Source organism: Fibrobacterota bacterium (genome assembly GCA_019509785.1).
Taxonomy (GTDB): Bacteria; Fibrobacterota; Fibrobacteria; order UBA11236; family UBA11236; genus Chersky-265.
This window is the reverse complement of record JAEKLQ010000022.1, coordinates 81,915-100,427: the sequence shown is the minus strand read 5'-3', so window position 1 is coordinate 100,427 and position 18,513 is coordinate 81,915. Positions and strand designations below refer to the sequence as shown.

12 protein-coding genes are annotated in these 18,513 nt (G+C 62.2%); 6 read left to right on the top strand and 6 right to left on the bottom strand.

Annotated features, from left to right (window positions below):
• Nucleotides 1–279 precede the first annotated feature (279 nt).
• On the top strand, nucleotides 280–1,581 hold the full coding sequence (locus JF616_01730; protein MBW8886450.1) for an alpha-L-arabinofuranosidase: 1,302 nt from the start codon (nucleotides 280–282) through the stop codon (nucleotides 1,579–1,581).
• Between the two features lie 112 nt (nucleotides 1,582–1,693).
• Here JF616_01730 and JF616_01725 read toward each other — a convergent pair whose 3' ends face one another.
• The 3 genes from JF616_01725 to JF616_01715 all read right to left on the bottom strand — a co-directional run bounded on the left by JF616_01725 (nucleotide 1,694) and on the right by JF616_01715 (nucleotide 4,075).
• A complete protein-coding gene (locus JF616_01725) occupies nucleotides 1,694–2,026 on the bottom strand; it encodes a phage holin family protein (protein MBW8886449.1) in 333 nt (110 codons plus the stop codon).
• A 94-nt stretch (nucleotides 2,027–2,120) separates the two neighbouring features.
• Complete coding sequence (locus JF616_01720) at nucleotides 2,121–3,071, bottom strand: formamidopyrimidine-DNA glycosylase (GenBank protein ID MBW8886448.1); 951 nt, start codon at nucleotides 3,069–3,071, stop codon at nucleotides 2,121–2,123.
• Nucleotides 3,072–3,088: 17 nt separating this feature from the next.
• A complete protein-coding gene (locus JF616_01715) occupies nucleotides 3,089–4,075 on the bottom strand; it encodes a hypothetical protein (protein ID MBW8886447.1) in 987 nt (328 codons plus the stop codon).
• 127 nt (nucleotides 4,076–4,202) lie between these two features.
• On the opposite strand from JF616_01715, the gene JF616_01710 reads away from it, so the two are divergent.
• Entirely contained in the window at nucleotides 4,203–5,780 is a 1,578-nt protein-coding gene (locus JF616_01710) for a Na+/H+ antiporter (GenBank protein ID MBW8886446.1), read from the top strand.
• On the opposite strand, the gene JF616_01705 is transcribed toward JF616_01710, so the two are convergent.
• From JF616_01705 to uvrA, 3 genes are all read right to left on the bottom strand, one after another.
• Nucleotides 5,777–6,679 (bottom strand): hypothetical protein, encoded by a 903-nt coding sequence (locus JF616_01705; GenBank protein MBW8886445.1) that lies wholly within the window; start codon nucleotides 6,677–6,679, stop codon nucleotides 5,777–5,779. The two genes, JF616_01710 and JF616_01705, sit on opposite strands and share 4 nt — an antisense overlap.
• Before the next feature lie 287 nt (nucleotides 6,680–6,966).
• Nucleotides 6,967–7,629: a hypothetical protein gene (locus JF616_01700; protein ID MBW8886444.1), complete on the bottom strand. Its 663-nt coding sequence runs from the start codon at nucleotides 7,627–7,629 to the stop codon at nucleotides 6,967–6,969.
• Between the two features lie 191 nt (nucleotides 7,630–7,820).
• On the bottom strand, nucleotides 7,821–11,072 hold the full coding sequence (uvrA, locus tag JF616_01695; GenBank protein ID MBW8886443.1) for an excinuclease ABC subunit UvrA: 3,252 nt from the start codon (nucleotides 11,070–11,072) through the stop codon (nucleotides 7,821–7,823).
• A gap of 219 nt (nucleotides 11,073–11,291) precedes the next feature.
• Between uvrA and JF616_01690 the strand changes: the two genes are divergently transcribed.
• The 4 genes from JF616_01690 to JF616_01675 all read left to right on the top strand — a co-directional run bounded on the left by JF616_01690 (nucleotide 11,292) and on the right by JF616_01675 (nucleotide 18,267).
• Nucleotides 11,292–12,638 carry a hypothetical protein gene (locus JF616_01690; GenBank protein MBW8886442.1) on the top strand — a complete coding sequence of 449 codons (1,347 nt, stop codon included), beginning with the start codon at nucleotides 11,292–11,294 and terminating at the stop codon, nucleotides 12,636–12,638.
• A 132-nt stretch (nucleotides 12,639–12,770) separates the two neighbouring features.
• Entirely contained in the window at nucleotides 12,771–14,777 is a 2,007-nt protein-coding gene (locus JF616_01685; protein MBW8886441.1) for a heparinase II/III family protein, read from the top strand.
• 915 nt (nucleotides 14,778–15,692) lie between these two features.
• The gene (locus JF616_01680) at nucleotides 15,693–17,324 is read left to right on the top strand and encodes a hypothetical protein (GenBank protein ID MBW8886440.1); all 1,632 of its coding nucleotides are present in this window, start codon (nucleotides 15,693–15,695) and stop codon (nucleotides 17,322–17,324) included.
• 49 nt (nucleotides 17,325–17,373) lie between these two features.
• Nucleotides 17,374–18,267, top strand: coding sequence for an MBL fold metallo-hydrolase (locus tag JF616_01675; protein MBW8886439.1), 894 nt, complete (start codon nucleotides 17,374–17,376; stop codon nucleotides 18,265–18,267).
• Nucleotides 18,268–18,513: the final 246 nt, after the last annotated feature.

Genomic DNA, 18,513 nt, shown 5'->3' with positions numbered 1-18,513 from the left:
CGACAAGGCCGGGTATTTCCTCGCCGCGACTTCGCGTACGCCCGCCCTTACGTTACGGAAGCTCCCTAATTAGGGAAGTATTAGCCGGAAATCATGGAAACATGCCATCCACCGAAGCCACTTTCTTTCGGCGTAAACGGGCCATTCCCGTTACTTTAAGAGCGATTCCTTCTCGGCCTCCATTCGGGTCTTACTTCTAAAACTTCAGAGGAGCATTGCATGGCAAGATTTTTCCGGTTTAACCCCCTCCATGCGGGCCTGTCTGTCGGAATCGGTCTTTTGATATCGCAATCCTCCCCGTCCGCCGGACCTTGCGATATCTACGCCACCGGAGCCACGCCGTGCGTCGCCGCATATAGCATGGCGCGTCCCCTTCTCAATTCTTACACCGGGCCCCTCTATCAGGTCCGTAACGCGGCTGGCGCCACCCAGGACGTCACCGTAAAGGACGGATACGCGAACACGACGGCTCAAGAGACGTTCTGCGGCTCCGGCAACTGCACGGTTTCCATCATGTATGATCAGTCCGGGAAGGGCAACGATCTCATCAAAGGCCCGAAGGGATGCTACACGGGAACCGCCGCCCTGCCGGATAACGAGGCCAATATCAAAGGCCACACCCAGATGATCGCGGGGCATAAGATTTACGGGCTTTACATGATCGTGCAAGACGGCTACCGGAACGACGCTACCAAAGGGATGCCGACTGGCAGCCAGCCCCAGGGCATTTACGAGATCGCGGACGGGAAGCATAACCCGGGCGCCTCATGCTGCTGGGACTTCGGAAACGCATCGACGGACAATTGCAGCGGGGGGACCGGGAACATGGCCACCTTGCTTTTCGGGGAATCGTTTTGGGGACAGGGCGATGGAAAAGGCCCCTGGTTCGCTGCCGATTTAGAGGCCGGCGTCTGGGCGGGAGGCGCCAAGTCGGGAGATCCGGGTTGGGGTGAGCTCAATGGCGCGCATCCGGCGAATACTAAAAACATCTCCTTGCCCGTCGATTTCGCCTTCGGCATCCTCAAGACGAGTTCGACCAACTACGCGATCAAATCCGGGAACGCGCAATCCGGAGTTCTGAACACCGCCTACGACGGCGCCCTTCCGTCAGTCCTGCATTGGACCCTGAAAGGCGCCATCGTCCTCGGCATCGGCGGCGACAATAGCAACTCGAGCGGGGGCACCTTCTATGAAGGCGTCATTACCGCCGGCAGGCCTTCGGATACCACCGACGCCGCGATTTTCAAGAACGTACAGTCCGCGGGTTTCGGGAGCAGCGTGATCTCGATCGGCGAAGGTCCTCAAACCAAGGTCCCAGGCGCGACCGCCTTCAAGGTCCGCTACAATCCGGCCTTGGCCCAGGTGTCCATCCAATACCGCCTAAGCGAATCCCGGCGCCTGACCCTGGCCGTATTCGATACCCAGGGCAAGCGGGTCGCCACCCTCGTGAAAGGCGTAGTATCCAGCGGTAGCCACGAAGCGTTCTGGAACGCCAAAGGGGCGCAGGCCGGGCGGTACATCGCCTCCCTGGCCCTGGATGGGAATACCGCTTGGACCGGCAACATCTTCCTGGAGAAGTGAGCGCAGTCTAGATAAACCGCTCGACCGTACCCTGTACGTTACAGGCTGCCCCGGTCGCGGAATGAACGACCGTCACCGGGGCCGGCTTTGGGCCGCCCCGGATGCCTAAATCTCAGATAAGGGTATTGAGGATCCCGCCCACCACCGCCATGACCAGCCACCCCAACACGGCGGGCACCAGCCCGGCGATGGAGAATCCGGGTAACAGCCACGCTACCAGGCCGAGCATGGCCGCGTTCACCACCAGCAGGAAAAGCCCCAAGGTGAGGATGGTGAATGGCAGGGTGAGGAGGACGAAGATGGGTTTGATGATCGCGTTGACCACGGATAAGAGCAAGGCGGCCAGTAGCAGGGTCACCCAGTCGCTCACGTAAATGCCCGGGATGATGCGGGCGGCCAAGCCTAAGCTGACCATGCTGACGATTAGGCGAACGAGGAATCCCATGTCCGGGAGATAGGTTTTTGCGGCCCGTACGGCAACAGGTCGTCCGGTCTTAAGGCGACTCCCTTCGGCGCCACCCGTTCCGAAGGGGCCCGGTTCAGGCCGTTCCGGCCCCCATTCCGGCCTCGCCGCCGGCGATGGTTTCCTTATGGCGCGCCAGCATCTTTTCCATGTCTTCCAGGCTGCGAGGCCAATCCTTCTTGAGCAACGAGGACAATGCGCGGTCGGCCAAGAGCTTGCCGCCCGTCTGGCAAGTCGGGCAATAGTTGGTTTCGTTTTCGGCGTAGCGGATGCGCTGCACCGGGCTGCCGCAAACCGGGCAGGGCTGGCCGTACCGTCCATGCACCGCCATCCCCTTCCTGAAAGCCGTGACCTTTTCCGGAAAGCCCTCGCCCGTCTCCTCCCTCAATGCTTCGGTCCAGCGCGACAGCACATCCCGGGTGGCGGCGTACAGGGCCGCGATCTCCGCGTCGCCCATCCTCCCCGTCAGCATCACCGGGGAAAGCTTCGCCTGATGGAGGATCTCATCGGAATAGGAGTTGCCGATGCCGCTGAAAAGCCGCGGATCGGTAAGCGCGCGCTTCAAGGTGTGGTTCTCCAGGCGCAACCTGGCCGCGAACTCCCGGAGGCCCGCATCCAGCGGCTCCAGTCCCACCGGGAACTTCGCCTCCAAAGCGGCCTGATCGGGAAAAGCGAATAGCGCCGCGCGCTTCTTGATGCCGCTTTCGGTGAGGATGAGGCTCCCCTCGGCGAAATCCATGGCCATAAGCCCATTCCCCTTGGGAACAGGCGCCCCGGCCGCCTTCCAATGCAATCTCCCAGCGATCATGAGGTGCAGGGCCAGGCGGGACCCGCCCGCGAAGGCGAAAACGATGCGCTTTCCCCTTCGTAACACGCCCGTTACCTCCCTCCCGGAGAAGGAATCCAAGGGCGGATCGACCGTGCGCAGCAGGAAGGGGCTGGACAGACGCATGCCTTGCAAGGTGCGGCCCGCAACGAGCGCTTCGAGGCGTTCCACGTAGACGGTGATGTCGGGGAGCTCGGGCATGCCCGGATTCCCGCGGCCTACGGAATCCTGGGGCCGGCCGGGGATTGCCGGAACGCGAAGGCTCCCCCGGCGCCACGCGACCGAAGCTGCCGTCCCAGCGCATCGCGGACGGGGCCATCCGCGAGAGGAGACGGGAAGATGGTACGCCGCCTGGATCGGAAGGGCGCCAGGGAGACCGGGACATGCACCGTCCCATAGGAATACGCATCGGCGGACATGAGGTACCCGTTCTTATCGTACTGCTTCTTGGTCTTCACATTCCCGTCGGCATCGTACTCGGTTCGTTCGTCCGAGTAGAGCAACGCAAGGGTATCGTTTCCGTATGCGCTGATTTCCCGGATCAATCTCCCCTCGCCGTCATAGGCGAATGTCTTGGCGTATATGGTATCGCCATTGGCCTTCAAGGACAGGCGGGAGGCGGGACGGGCGTCGGAGCCGTAGACATAGCTGACGTTTTCCTTCAAGGCGCCGTTGGATGTAAGGGTCCGGGTTTGCAAGCGTCCCTGCGCATCGTAGACGTAATCGTATTCGGATATCAGGGACGAGCCGGCCGAATCGAGGGGCCACAAGCCAATCGTCCATTTCAAGAGCCTCCCCGAGGCGTCGTATTGGTATCCGTAATCGTACAGAAGCGAATCATTGTACTTGAGGACGGCATGGACCGGGCGGCCCGTCCCGTCGTACTCCGATCGCGTCGAAAGGCGATAGGCGGTCCCGCCGGGGAGAAGGGCGAAGAGGGTGTCGAATATATCCCTCCCCGTGGCGTCGTAAGTCTTCTTCTCCGTCGTCACCACGGAATCATGCCTGCGGGTGGCATCGGTTTCATACCACAATCCCTGGTTATCCAGGGAATAGGAAAATTCTTGATGATTCAGGGTGTCCCCGCCGGATCCCAAATGGTCGATGCGGACCAGCAGCAGGGAATCGGAGGAAAAGGCCCGGGCGAGCGCCGGGAGGGACAGGATGGCGATGAGACAGGAACCTATCTTCAAGCTTCCACGCATAAACTCTCCTTCACCTGGGGTTACCGTTCTTTAGGGCTACGGGGAACGGATATCCACCGCCTTCGTGCAAGGTAGAACCCAAAATCGAATCCGCAAAACCTATTTTCCCCACGGTCGGGAAACGTCCATGGCCCTATTCGAAATCGTCCTCGTCCTTCTCTTCGCCGGCGCCCTGTTCGCGATCTGGTCCGATCGCCTCGGCGTGCCATATCCCGCCCTCTTGGCCTTGGCCGGCGCCCTCATCGCCCTCATCCCCGGCGGTCCGGGCATTATCCTGCAGCCCGATCTGGCCTTGGCCCTCTTCGTCGCGCCGACCTTGCTGGATGCGGCCTACGATGCCTCCCCCCGCGACCTCAAGCGCAACCTGGTTTCCGTCGTCGGCCTGGCTATCGTGCTGGTGATCGTGACCGTCGCCGCGGTGGCCTGGGCCGCGCGCCTGGCGGTTCCCGGCATGGGCTGGGCCCCGGCCATCGCCCTGGGGGCCATCGTCGCGCCGCCCGACGCTTCGGCGGCCGCGGCCGTACTACGCAGGTTACGCCCGCCCCATCGCCTGATGGTCATCCTCGAAGGCGAGAGCCTTTTCAACGATGCCACCGCCCTGCTCATCTACCGCTTATCCGTGGGAGCCGCCCTTACCGGCAGCTTCTCCGCCTGGAAGGTCGCGCCTCTCTTGCTCTTGTCCTGCGGCGGGGGCTTGGCAGTTGGCTGGGCGCTCGCGCGCCTCCAGATCCTGCTGGCGGGGCGAGTGCGCGACATCCCCATCAGCGTGCTGCTGCAATTCGTCGGGACCTTCGCGGTGTGGCTCATCGCCGATCGGCTGGGCCTCTCCCCCATCATCACCATGGTCGCCTTCGCCATGACCCTGGCGCGGCAGATCGGCGGGCGGACCGATGCGCATCATCGCATCGCGTCCTATGTCGTGTGGGACGTGGCGGTGCTGGTGCTCAACGTACTGGCCTTCGTGCTTATCGGCCTGCAATTGCGCGGCATCGTTTCGCGCATGCATGGCCGCGAGTGGGGGTCCTATGCCGCGTGCGCGGGCGCGGTATGCGCCGCCGCGGTGCTGGTACGCCTCGTCTGGGCGCCGGTATTCGTAGGCGTAGTTCGCTGGAAGCGGATGCGCTTCGGCCCCAGGGACCCGGAGCTCATGCCCACCTTCCGGAACGCGGCCTTGGCCTCGTGGTGCGGCATGCGCGGTATCGTTACCTTGGCCACCGCCCTGGCCCTTCCCGATGGCCCGACCGGCTTTCCCTTCCGCGATCTCATCGTCTTCTCGGCCTTTTCGGTTGTCCTCTTCACCTTGGTGCTGCAAGGCCTCACCCTACCGCCATTGATGCGCCTGCTGAAATTGCACGACGACGGCTCCGTGGATCGCGAGATCGCCGTCGCGCGGGCCGAGACCGCGCAAGCGGCGCTGCGCGTTTTGCAAGAACGCGGAGGCGATTCACCGGAAGCCGCCTTGCTGAAAAGCGAGTACCGGGCCCGCCTGCTGGAAGAGGCCGCCGGCTCGGAACCATCGACCCAGGGCGCGGGCCAGGATCTGCCGGGGCTGCAAAGGCTGGCCGTGCAATCCCAACGCGAATCGCTTCGCGACCTGCGGGCTCGCGACGTGATCGGCGACGATGCCTTCCACGTAGTGGAAGAGGAGATTGATCTATTGGAGTTGACCGCGGAAGCGCGGGTGCGGCCCGCCCCGGAGGCCTAGAACCGGGCCTTCCGTCTCCAATCCTTCCGATGGATCGCGTCGCCGTGGTGGCGACGGCAATTCCGGAGGCCGGGTCGTCCTTTATGTCCGGGGGCGGCCGCCGCAAGCGGCATGACCATTTCGATGGTAGTGTTGTCGATTAAACCGAAGCGCCCGAATTCCCCGGATTGGACGCCGACTTCGGCCACGGTAATGCAGGCCAATGGCTTCGATACAGGGATGCTGTCGGCCAGCATCCCGTCCAATAGTACTCGGTAGAATCCGGGAGCGGCTTCCGTCTGCAGCGAGAGGGGCGCGCGGGGGGCGGGATTCCAGGGCGCTTCCACGACATTATCGAATTCGACGCCGTCGCTGGCCCCGAACGATTCCAGCAAAACCCTGCGCTGGGCGCGGGAATACTGGATCGATACGAAGAGGTAATTCGAGAACGACGCATCCGAATCTCCCGACAGGAAAAACAAGCCTTCGCGAAGCGAGGAATCGAATGCCACGCTTTCGTCCATGGCCAATTGGTTGGAGAAGCGGAGCGTACGGGTATCAGAAAGCGCGCCTTCCTTCCCCGCCAGCCAATCCGCCGTCGCCGATTCGGCCCCTTCCGCAGCGGTGAAATTCCCGTTCACAACCCTCTGATCGCCATCGCCTCGCCATAGGCCCGCATCGAAAGCATCCCAAGGTTCCGAAACCAGTCGGCGCACGCATGCGTCCGCTTCCAAGGGGAGAAAGCCATCTTCGCATTGCCGCAGGGAAGTCTTGGGGCAGGATTTGGAAGCCGGGCCGGGATTGGAGATCGAAGCGCTCAAGGCTAAATGGTTATCGGAATCCGTTCCCGATTGGACCGCTTCCGGCCCGGCGATGCATCCCGGCAAAACCGCCATGCACGCAAGGCCGCAAATTGCCATATGTACTATCCGTAACGGCTTCCCTCGAAATTCCATGCGAACCCTCCCATGCAATGGTTGAGCATTAGATGGTATCGGGTCGGGTCGGATGGTTCCAGAAAAATCGCATCGGCCATGAGGAAGCGGCGATGATTGAGGCGGGAACCCAATCCCGCCTTGGGAAAAATGGGAAAGATGAAGTTGCTTTAAGGGCGGAGCAACGGGATGACGGGGTTGCCGCCCAACCGAAAACTCGCAATCCTATGCGGAAGGCGCCGATAGCAGGCCCCCAACCACCGCTCCAAGGCTTACAAGCCGCGATAGACAGGCTCGCGCCAGGTCTTGCCCGGAAGGACCAGGACTCTTCCGGATTCCAATCCGCCTTGGGCATTCAAGTGTCGTTGCGACATCTGGAATCGTAGGCCGACATCGGGCAAAGCAGCGGTATCCCGATCGTACCGGGGACGGAAACGATGGGTGGGCGGGTAGGCGGTAGTCGTTCTCCTTACGCCAGCGGCCAGATATAAGGTGTCGCGGCCGACCCGCCAGCCATGATAAACGTCCCGCACCGATTTCGAAAGTTCGAATTGGTTGAGCGCATCGAAAGCGCCCCTGATCCGGTTCTTGGCGGTATCGATCGACGAACACGTGGTCCAAGTCGTATCGATGGTGGAAACGACCGAGTCCGGGAAAAACTTAAGGGATTCCGAGAAGGAGTAGGAAATCGGCTTTACATCGGTCCGATACGCGCCGGGGAGGGCGCTCTTCCAAGCGGACTTCCATTTTTCCGGAAGGACGGATTCCAGGCAGGCGCGGCTGCATAGCACGAAAGGACTCGGGGGTGCACTCCTGTCGATGGCCAGAACGCATGCGCGCGTGCATTTGCGTTTGCCCAGTTCCGCGCCCGAAAGGCCTTGCAATTCGTTGAAAGCATGGCCAAAATCCAGGTCCCCTTTCCATTCGATCCCCATGAAATCGGGCCTTTGCGGGAGCCAAGCTCCCTGATCCTTTTCCGAGAGTGGGACCGGGTCCGGACCGGCAGGAGCCGACGCGCCCCATGCCCGTTCATGACCGGCAATGAGGCCGGCCCAGAGGAAAAACGATGCTAAAGCAATAGGCGCGACTCCGCCGCGATCAGGAGGGATTCGCGGGACGACGCGCATCAGACACGGACCGTCTTCGGCGGACGCCCCCGGCGTTTGGGCGTCTCTTCTTCTTTCCCGGGCTTGGCGCGGAATACTTCTGGGATTTTCGGTTCGCCCGTCGCTTGGCTCCCATTGTCCGGCGCCGAAGGGTTCCTGGCGGACCCGTTCGCTTGGCCCGGTTTCGAACCGGCCGGTCCCCCCGCAGGCGAGGCCGTTTTAGCCCGCGGCTGCCGCGCATGCGGCAAGGCTTTTTCGATCTCCGCCAGCTTCCGCAGCCACTCGCCGGTATACGATCCCGTCACGGCGGCTACCTGTTCCACCGTGCCCTGGGCGATGATGCGTCCGCCGGCTTCGCCGCCCTCAGGGCCCAAATCCACGACCCAATCGGAATTCTTGATGATGTCGAGGTTATGCTCGATGACGAGGACGGTATTCCCCTGGGCCACCAGCGAATGCAACACCACCAGCAGCTTACGCACGTCCTCGAAGTGAAGTCCCGTGGAGGGCTCGTCGAGGATATAGAAGGTGCGGCCGGTGGAACGGCGGGACAGTTCCGAGGAGAGTTTGAGGCGTTGGGATTCGCCGCCCGAAAGGGTGGTGGCCGATTGCCCCAGGCGGATATAACCCAGCCCGACGTCCAGCAAGGTCTTCAGCTTGTTGGAAAGCGCGGGAAGGTTCTTGAAGAACTCGTAGCCCTCTTCCACCGTCATGTTCAGCACGTCGGCGACGTTCTTGCCCTTGTAATCGATTTGCAAGGTGTCGCGGTTGTAACGCTTCCCCTTGCAAACTTCGCAGGTCACGTACACGTCCGGCAGGAATTGCATCTCGATGCGGATGAGCCCGTCGCCTTCGCAATTCTCGCAGCGCCCGCCCTTCACGTTGAAGCTGAAGCGGCCCGGCTTGTAGCCGCGCACCTTGGACTCCTGCGTCATCGCGAAGAGATTGCGGATCTCGGTGAACAAGCCCGTATAAGTGGCCGGATTGGATCGGGGCGTGCGCCCGATGGGCGACTGATCGATGACGATGGCCTTGTCGATATGCTCCAGGCCCTTAATGGACTTGAAGACCCCCGGCCTCGCCTTGGCGCCATGCAGTTCCTTGGCCAATACTCGCGAGAGCACGTCGTTGATCAGGGAGGATTTGCCCGAGCCGGAAACGCCGGTGACCGAAAGGAAGCGGCCCAGGGGGATTTCCAGATCCACGTTCTTCAGGTTGTTGTGCCCGGCCCCGATCAGCTTCAGGGTCTTATCGCTGCGGCCTTCCGCGAAGCGTATCCCCAGCCCCCGGATCTCTTCCAGGATCTCGTCGCGGTCGATGCGTCGCTTGCCGGAAAGGAAGGCCCCCGTATCGGTATTGCCCGATGCGATCAGATCCGCGGGCAACCCGTTGAAGACCACCCGGCCTCCATGCTCGCCGGCCCCCGGCCCGATGTCGATCACCCAATCCGCGTCCCGGATGGTGTCCGCATCATGCTCGACCACGAGGACGGTATTCCCCAGATCCCGAAGGCGCTTCAACGTCGTCAGCAGCCGATCGTTGTCACGCTGATGCAGGCCGATGGAGGGCTCGTCCAGCACGTAGAGCACGCCGGAAAGGCCGGTCCCGATTTGCGAGGCCAGGCGGATGCGCTGCGATTCGCCCCCCGACAGGGTGCGGGCGCTGCGGCTGAGGCTAAGGTAGTTGAGGCCCACGCTGACCAAGAAAGTCAGCCTGGCGAGGATTTCCTTGAAGACCTGCTTGGCGATGATCCTTTCGTTCTCGCCCAGATCATCTTCGGTCGGATCGATTTTCGGGATCTTGAAGAAGCGGTACAGGCAGGAATCGGCGGCCTCGGCGGGAGGGCGGGCCTCTTGCAGGGCCCGGGTCCAATCGTAGGCGTCCTGGATGGACATCTCGCCGAGATCGGCGATGTTCAGGCCGCGGATGGTGACGGTATAGGCTTCCGACTTGAGGCGCAGGCCCTTGCAGGTCCCGCAAGGCTTGTCGTCCATGTACTCTTCGATCTCGCGGCGGACGAAATCGGAATCGGTCTGCTCGTAACGGCGCTTAAGGCTGCTGATCACGCCTTCGAAGCGGGCGGCCCAGGTATTCGATCCGTCCCCGCCCCATTTCACCTTATAGCGGGCTTCGCCGGTGCCGTTGAGGATGATGTCAACGGCCTTCTTCGACAGGTTCTTGATAGGCATGTCCAGCGAGAAGCCCTCGGACTTGGAGATTTGCTTGAGCAATTGCATGGGCCAGGAGGCCTCGTTGTCCGCGGAGCGGGCCCAGGGAAGGATGCCGCCGTCGTTGATGGACAGCTCGGGATCGAACACCGCGCGGGTGTCCACTTCCTTGATGAAGCCAAGGCCGTTGCAGGCCGGGCAGGCGCCATGGGGCGAATTGAAGGAGAAGGAATGCGGCTCGATCTCGGCGAAGGATTGGCCGGTGGCGGGATCGACCAGGCGTTCCGAGAAGAACACGTCCTCCTTCTCGTCCAACAGGTTCACCAGCATCTCGCGCTCGCCCAGATTGAGCGTTATCTCCACCGAATCGGTCAGGCGTTTCACCGCCTCCGCGTTCTGCCGCGTATCCGGCTTGATGATCAGGCGATCCACCACCAATTCGATGTTGTGCTTCACGTAGCGATCGAGCTTGATCTTCTCTTCGAGCTGGTACACCTGCCCGTCCACGCGGGCGCGCACGAAGCCCTGGGCCAGGTAGCGCTCGAACAATTCCTCGTAGGTGCCCTTGCGATCCTTCACCAAGGGCGCCAGGAGCATGATCTTCACTTCGTCGGCGAGGGTTTTTCCTTCCGCCGCCTTCGCGTCCTTCTTGTCCTTGCTCTTCCGATGCGGCAGCGCCAGGATGGCGTCCACGATTTCCTGCACGGTCTGGCTCTTGAGGCGCTTGCCCGAGGCCGGGCTGCGCGCATGGCCCACGCGCGCGTAGAGCAGGCGGAGGTAGTCGTAAACCTCGGTGATGGTGCCCACCGTCGAACGGGGGTTATGGCCCGAGGATTTCTGATCGATGCTGATGGCGGGCGAGAGCCCTTCGATCAAATCGACGTCCGGCTTTTCCATCAGCCCCAGGAACTGGCGGGCGTAGGCCGAAAGCGATTCGACGTAGCGGCGCTGACCCTCGGCATAGATGGTGTCGAAGGCGAGCGACGATTTCCCGGAACCGGAGAGCCCGGTGATGACCACCAGCTTGTCCTTGGGGATGTCGACGTTGACGTTCTTCAGGTTATGGGCTTTGGCGCCCCGGACGCGGATGTAGTTGTCAGCCATAGAGATAAGAACCCAAACGAAGGTGTCTTGGGAAAGATAGTGAAAATTTGTGCAGCGAAAGGGTGGCTCTCCCCCTCAACCACCCCACTGCGGAACAGGACGGCGAAGCGGCTACCACCCTCCCTGAATCCAGAAGGGTTGAAGCAAACGAATCGCCAGCAACATCCAACCTGCATCGTAAGCGAAACCAAGCCTTACGCTAAAAAAGGGGTGTCGATAATGGATACGAAGAGGCGGAACGACTCCAAAGGCGCGGGATTTCATGGCGGATGGGCGCCTATCGCCCTCATGGGGCTAGGGCTGGGGCTCGGTCTCCAGGGCTGCTTGCGGGAAGCCCCGTTGGAGTCGCAGGAAACCAATACCTTGGCCGTCGCGGCCCGGGGATCGACCCAACAGGTCTCGGACATCTGGAACCTCTCCGATTTGAGGCGCATGACCGTTTCGGGAAACTATCGGTTGCGGGCGAATATCACCATGACCTCGTCGGATGCCGCTTTCATTCCCATCGGTTCCTCATCCAACCCGTTCCACGGAACCTTCAATGGGAACACGTTCACCATCACCGGTTTGCGCATCAACGGCGGTAACGCGTTTTACCAGGGCCTCTTTTCCGCGGCCAACGGCGCCATCCTGAGCAAGGTCCAGCTCGCCAACGTCAATATCACGGCGGGCTCCATTTCCGGGGCCATCGTCGGATACATGATCAATACCATACTGACCGACAGCTACGTCACGGGAACGCTATCGGGCTCGAGCAATTCCAATGACTTCGGGTACTCCTTGGGCCTCGCCGTAGGCACGGCCGCGGATTACTCCGAGATCTACCGGTGCTACGCCACGGGAACCGTGAAGGGGTCGGCCTACACCGCCGGCGGGTTCGTGGGCGAGATCCGCGGCGCCGGCCAGATCAGCAGTACCGATCCCCGGGTGAAAATCCAGGAAATCTTCACGAACGTCAACGTGACTCCGACCAAGCCTGGTATCGCGAGCGAACTCCAGGCCGGCGGCCTGGTGGGATTCGCCGTAGGCGCGATCATCCAGGACATCAATTGCGCCGGGCCCGTCACGGGATACGGACCGGTAGGGGGAGTGGTCGGAGAGCTCGTGAACGATGATCCCTCCAGCGCTCCCTCCCGCTTCACGCAAGCCATCTCGCTCGGCAAGGTCACCTCGAACACCGTTCCGGACCGCGCGGGCGTGATCGGGTTTATGTCGGGCGATCGGGAATCGGGAAGCCGCTGCGGCAGCTCTTACAACATCTCGAACGACGCGGGAACCCCGATTTCCATGGGCGATATCGACTGCAATGTCGGGAGGACTCCCACCGAATTGCGAGCCGCCCACGGGGACCCCAACAAGGATCTAAGGCCCTACATCATCGGGGCCTTCGTAGACGCCCAATTCCGGATCGATCATCCCGGCACCGCGTCCTGCAAGCTGGGTTCCGGTTCGGACGGCGATTGGGGTTTCGGCACTTGCAACACTCCGATCGTCTGGAGAACCTTTGCCAACAACCAGTATAGCGCCCTGTACCGGATTCCCAATCCGGGGATACAACCGCTGTAATAAGCGGGCAGGGAATCGCATCGATGGCGTCCCAACCCGGGCGCCACCTTAGGGGATTTTCGCGACCCAAAGCCCCGAATTCGGGTTTAACGAATCACGATCCGCCGGTTAATCGGGTCTTATGATTGGGGGATGAAATCCCCCTTCGCCACCGCTGCCTGCGTCTTGTTCTTTTCCGCGGTTCCGCGCGCCGCCAACATCCCCTTTTTCCCCATCGATACGACTGGTTCCGAATACAAACGTTTCGTCACCTACATCGATCATGCCTTGGCCGGGAACCCCGACTACGGCTTCAGCCCCTACGATGCGATGATCCGCTATAGCATGGGCGGGGATGCGAAATACGCCGACTTCGCGATAGCCCGAATCGATTCCACCGTCGCCTCCGAGGAGGCCCTGATCGCCGCCAAGAAGGCCCCCGATGTCACCGGGGATTCGTATCTCTACGTGGGCGAGCAGATCGCTTCCCTGGCGCTCGCCTACGATTGGGCATCCGCCCGCCTTACGGCGTCCCAGAAAACGCGCTGGAAGGCGTTCGCCGATCAGACCATTTACAATGTCTGGAATCCCACCCTGGCCAGCTGGGGAGGCGCTTCCCTGCCTTGGTCGGGTTGGAGCATCAACGATCCCGGGAACAACTACCACTACAGTTTCCTGCGGGCCACCATGTACTGGGCCGTCGCGAGCCAGAACCAGCAATGGCTGGATTTCGTGCGCCTGCAAAAGGCGCCTCCGCTCACCGCGTACTTCGCGCAGTTGCCCGGAGGAGGCAGCCTGGAAGGCACCGGCTACGGCACTTCGCATAAGGGCCTGTTCGAAATCTACGGATTCTGGAAGAGCGCGACCGGGGCCGATCTCTCCGCCCAATCCACCCATTGCGCCAACACCATCGACTATTGGATACACGCCACGGTTCCCACCCTCCAGCGATTCGCCCCCATCGGCGATCAAGCGCGCGTCTCCGATGCGCCGTTATACGATTACCAGCGCGCGTTGGTGGAGCGCGCGGTGCTTCTCAATCCGGGCACGCCCCAGGCGGGTCGCGGGATGTGGTGGCTGAACAATATTTCCATCCGGCAGATGAGCGGGACCTTCAATCTCCGCGACAACATCTTCAAGCTTCCGGACGCCCCGCAAAAGCCTACGGCGCTCGCATACCATTCGCCGGGGGTGGGGGATCTTTTCGCCCGCGCCTCGTGGGATACGGCCGCCACCTGGCTGCACGTGAAAGCCGGCCTCTTCAACCAGTCGCACGCCCATCAGGATCAGGGTTCGGTCGAGATCTACAACAAGACTTGGCTGGCGGTGACCGAAAACATGAATTCCCATAGCGGCATCGAGCAGGGCACGGAAGTCCATAACGTCCTCCTCTTCCTGGCGAACGGCGGAGCCGATACCGTACGGCAGGAGCAGAGCGACAGCGCGGCGAGGTTGGATTTCCGGGACGACGGCGCGATACTGACCGCCTCCGCCGATCTTTCCAATATGTACCGCAAGGCCAAGCAGGTGCAAGCCTGGCGCCGTTCCGTAGTGTTCGATCGCCCGGCGAACCTCGTCACCGTGCGCGACACCTTCTCCGCGCAAACGGGCGTAACCGCGGCCTGGCAACTGAATACGCCGGTTCAACCTCTCATTCAAGGCGATTCCATCGTCGCCGGCGCCCTGGCGATAACTCCCCTCGACGCGGACGCCCAAGTACGCATCGTGGAATGGAGCAAGGCCCGGAGCGACGCGGGATGGAAGGATGAATTTCCCTCCGGTTGGAAAATCACTTTGACTCGGCCCTCCACGGCTACGACCTTCGCCGTCCGGCTCCGGGTCAATGCGGCCTCCACCTGGAAACCGGCTTCGATCCGCGAGAGGATGGCAAGGCCGAGCGGCGATATGCCGTTATGGCTGGAACGCCGCGCAGGCAATTTTGTTGCGCTGACGTTGCATCTTACTGCGGTACGCGGCCAGATCATTTCCTTGCAACTTTACGACGGCCGCGGCAGGAAGGCCGGGCCGATGCTGCGCCGTTCCGTTCCGGCAGGATCACAAACGATTCGCTGGGACCTTCCCGGGCTGCCCGCGCAATTCCTTTACGCGGTTATCGACGCGAATGGAGCGCGAACCAGAAGCCGGATAACGATTCGATAGTCCGTAGCGATCTTTGCTTCTTGGCAGGACTTGCCGAACCCCCAGGATGCGGATAAGGATCCAGTTTCGGATCCGACTCCCTGAAATATTTTTTCTGTAGTGCCAATTAAATTGGTGCGACATTCCCCGCCCAGTCTTCGTCTCAATGGTAGCGATCGAAATTTATTCGGTTGCATCACCATGATCACAAGGAACAATCATGAAATTAACGCGACAAGTTCGGATGTCGGCAATCGGGGCGGCCATACTGGCGTTCGCCGGGGCGGCGAGCGCGCAAACTTTCGACGATATCTGGGTTCACGGTAATACCTGTATCGGTGGCGGCGTCGTACAGAGCACATTCGGCGCCAACAATCAGTCCACCAGTTCTTCGGCAACCGTAAATTGCGGGATCCAATGGGCCAGGCCTCAGGGCGCCCTCAGCGGCTCCCAGCTTTATGTCATTCAGGCCACCTTTTGGAATCGTAGCACCACTCCGGGCGCTTACACCTGCAAGGTCGCTGGATTGGACCAATCGGGGAATAACGTGTGGAACTCCGGGACTACGACCTTCCCGACCGGCGCGCAAAATGCCCCTCCGCACACCCAGTCTATCGGGTCACCCCCGATTAACGTCACTTATTTAAACGTCTCCTGCACCATTCCTAAAGCCTCGGGGTTATCGGGTGGTTCATCGTTCCTTAGCGGGATTTCGGTCCTCGTCGGGAGCTAATCCTGCATTAGCCGGGCGGGCACATCCCTGATGTGTCCGCCATTCCGCCGCTTTTCGCGGCAAACTCCGCTTTTCAACCCCTTCCATTAGATCCCCCGACAATCGGGATTCTTATCGCTTTCCGTGGCCCCGTAGGGATTTATTTTCGTGAGAGGCAGGCTCGGCCTCCGCGGCGGCGCGGCCCCCGCCTGAAGGAGGAAAGCATGGAAGGCAGTTCCCTGTCCGCTATCGCGTTGGGTCTCGCCTTGGCCTTCGGCTTGCAAACCATTTTAGCTGGTTCCGCCATCGCCCTAGGAGCCTTTCGTCATGCGCGCCCCCCGGCGACCGCGCGCCAGATCGGCCTGCGCCTGGGTTGGAGAGCGACCTTGGGGGCCTGCCTTCCGCTCTTCGTAGCCTGTTGGATCGCCGCCTCCAGTAACCGATCCGTTACCCATCGGCAGGGTCTCTGGATCGCCCTCGTGGTATGGGCCGGATTCCTCGCCGTGATGTCGCTCTCCGAAACCTCCGGGCGCGCCTCCTGGTTCGGGGCCGTCGTGAGGGTCTTCCGCCGCTCCCTGGCCCATTACTCCGTCCCTCCACTGCACGTTCCCGCCTGGGATACGTCCACCCAGGCGCGTTTGGAATCCGAAGTTCGCGAATCGTTCCGTTCCCGCCGGACCGGGGAAACCCTGCGGGAAAGCCTCAAGGAATTCCTGGAGCGGTTGGGATCCCAAGGCCCGGACCGCTTCGAGATCGATCGCGAAGCGGATGCCTTCTTCGACGACGAGGCCCTGCGCGAGGCCGCGCGGCGGGACGACCTGCTGCGCCTCGATAAGGCGCGCTTCCGGGAGATGGCATCCAGCCGCAACGATTTGACCGCGGAAGAGGTGGCCCAGTGGACGGAAGCCTTATACGCGCGATGGACGGCCCTGCGCGAGGCCGGTCCTGCCCATCCGGCCGAATCCACCGTAACCGATGTGTTACCCAAGGAGGGCGCCCCGGGAGGCGCCGACGTTTCCCCGTCCGGCCCCATCGCCCTGCCCCCGCCGGCGCCGGCGGGCAAACCCTTCGAGGGCGGCGGGGAAAAGCTGGAAGCCGCCACGGCGGTAGCACAGGGGGCCGGCTATCGCGAACGCTTGCAGGGATTCAAGGATTTCCTGCGCAAATCCGATCGCAGCGCGCTGAATCCCGATCGGTTGGAACGGGAACTGGCGCATTTGGTCCTGCGAAGCGAGAACGGCCGGGAGATCGTGGACAAGGAAGCCCGCTCCTTGCGCCGCGAGGACGTGGCCCGCGAGCTCAAGCAACGCCGCGACATCTCCCCGCGTGAAGCCGATTCCATCGCCGATCTCATCGATTCGGCGCGCACCCGCATGCTGTCGCGCAGCGAGATCCGCGAGCATCGCCGCCAGGAGGCCACCGATCAAGCCCTGTCGCGCTTGCGCGATCGCCTCTACGCCTTGTCCCGGCCCGAACGCGACTACGCCTCGTTCCGCCGCGCCCTGGAAAGGCTGCTCGAAGAGCGGCTGGCCGCCGCCCCGGCCCTCGACAAGGAGCTGCGGGAATTCGATAAACCCGCCTTGCAATCCTTGTTCTTTTCCAAGCAGGGCATATCCCGTTCCGATGCCGAGAAGATGGCCGAGGCCGCCGATGCGGCCTTCCGCGCCGCCGAGGAGTCCGCCGGCCGTTTGCACGCCGAAATCGCCCGGCGCCGCGACGAAGCCCGCCTTTCCGTAGAGGCCGAAGAGGCTTCCGTCCGTTCCCTGGCGGCTTCCTCCGCGCGCTGGCTACTCGCCATATCCGCGCTCTCCGGGGCCTCGGCCGCCCTGGGAGGATGGTTGGGCGCCAAGGGCTGAACGGGATACGCCCCCGCCCGAGATTCCCTCGTCCATGTATTTTCCTCCCATGGCCCATCCCGAACGCCGTCTCCCCGGTAATGCCCAAGGCGATTTCTACGTCGACGAGACTTGCATCGATTGCGATACCTGCCGATGGCTGGCCCCGGAAACCTTCGTGCGCAAGGCGGGCCAAAGCGCCGTAGGGACGCAACCCGCCGATCCGGAAGCCCGGCATAGGGCCCGTTTGGCCGCGGTCGCCTGCCCGACCGCATCCATCGGCACCCTGGCTCCCGATCCGGAAATGCCGTCCGCCCGCGCCGCCTTTCCCGTGCCGATCGATGGCGAGGTCTTCTACTGCGGCTACCATAGCGAGAAGTCCTACGGGGCCGCGTCCTATCTCATCGTCCGGCCGGAGGGCAACGTGCTGGTGGATTCGCCGCGGCGGTCCGAAACCCTGGCGGGCCGCATCGAGGCCATGGGCGGGGCCCGTTGGATGTTCCTGACCCATGGCGACGACGTGGCCGACCATGTTTATTGGCATGACCGCCTGGGTTGCGATCGCATCATGCATGCCGCGGACGCGGGCTGGGGCGCCCGGGGGATGGAACGCCTGCTGGAAGGATCGCAGGACCTGGAATTGGCCCCGGACCTGCGCATCATTCCCGTTCCGGGCCATACCGAAGGCAGCTGTTGCCTGCTTTACCGGGATATCTTCCTGTTCACGGGGGATCACCTCGCCTGGTCCGAGCGTCGCGGCCACCTCTATGCTTTCCGCGACGCTTGCTGGCATTCCTGGGAGGAGCTGGCGCGTTCCATGGAGAAACTCGCCGGTTACCCCTTCGAATGGGTGCTGCCCGGGCATGGCCGGCGTTTCCATGCGCCGCATGAGGCCATGCGGGAGAGCATGCGGGAATGCTTGCGATGGATCAGGGAAGGCGATTTCAAAGGAAAACCGCGTTAAATCCCGTTTCCTCCCCTCCCCCGGGGCCTTGACGCATCGCGGCTTTTACGTATAATTCGGATATGACTTCCTGGCGATCCACCCAATCAATCCTCGCTCCCATTCCGGCCCGGCCGTGCCAGCGCGTATGCGCGCGTTGCGTCCGGACCCCGGATGCCATGACCGGCAAACATGGGAACGGGAGGAGCGGGTCTTTATAGGCGTTCGGGGAATCAACCTCGCCTTACCGAAGCCCGCTCCTCCGAG

Excerpts from the sequence above, each read along its gene's own strand:
- JF616_01725 (MBW8886449.1), bottom strand. The coding sequence starts at position 2,026 with ATGGGATTCCTCGTTCGCCTAATCGTCAGCATGGTCAGCTTAGGCTTG.
- JF616_01720 (MBW8886448.1), bottom strand. The coding sequence starts at position 3,071 with ATGCCCGAGCTCCCCGACATCACCGTCTACGTGGAACGCCTCGAAGCG.
- JF616_01715 (MBW8886447.1), bottom strand. The coding sequence starts at position 4,075 with ATGCGTGGAAGCTTGAAGATAGGTTCCTGTCTCATCGCCATCCTGTCC.
- JF616_01710 (MBW8886446.1), top strand. The coding sequence starts at position 4,203 with ATGGCCCTATTCGAAATCGTCCTCGTCCTTCTCTTCGCCGGCGCCCTG.
- JF616_01705 (MBW8886445.1), bottom strand. The coding sequence starts at position 6,679 with ATGGCAATTTGCGGCCTTGCGTGCATGGCGGTTTTGCCGGGATGCATC.
- JF616_01700 (MBW8886444.1), bottom strand. The coding sequence starts at position 7,629 with ATGGGGATCGAATGGAAAGGGGACCTGGATTTTGGCCATGCTTTCAAC.
- uvrA (MBW8886443.1), bottom strand. The coding sequence starts at position 11,072 with ATGGCTGACAACTACATCCGCGTCCGGGGCGCCAAAGCCCATAACCTG.
- JF616_01690 (MBW8886442.1), top strand. The coding sequence starts at position 11,292 with ATGGATACGAAGAGGCGGAACGACTCCAAAGGCGCGGGATTTCATGGC.
- JF616_01685 (MBW8886441.1), top strand. The coding sequence starts at position 12,771 with ATGAAATCCCCCTTCGCCACCGCTGCCTGCGTCTTGTTCTTTTCCGCG.
- JF616_01680 (MBW8886440.1), top strand. The coding sequence starts at position 15,693 with ATGGAAGGCAGTTCCCTGTCCGCTATCGCGTTGGGTCTCGCCTTGGCC.
- JF616_01675 (MBW8886439.1), top strand. The coding sequence starts at position 17,374 with ATGGCCCATCCCGAACGCCGTCTCCCCGGTAATGCCCAAGGCGATTTC.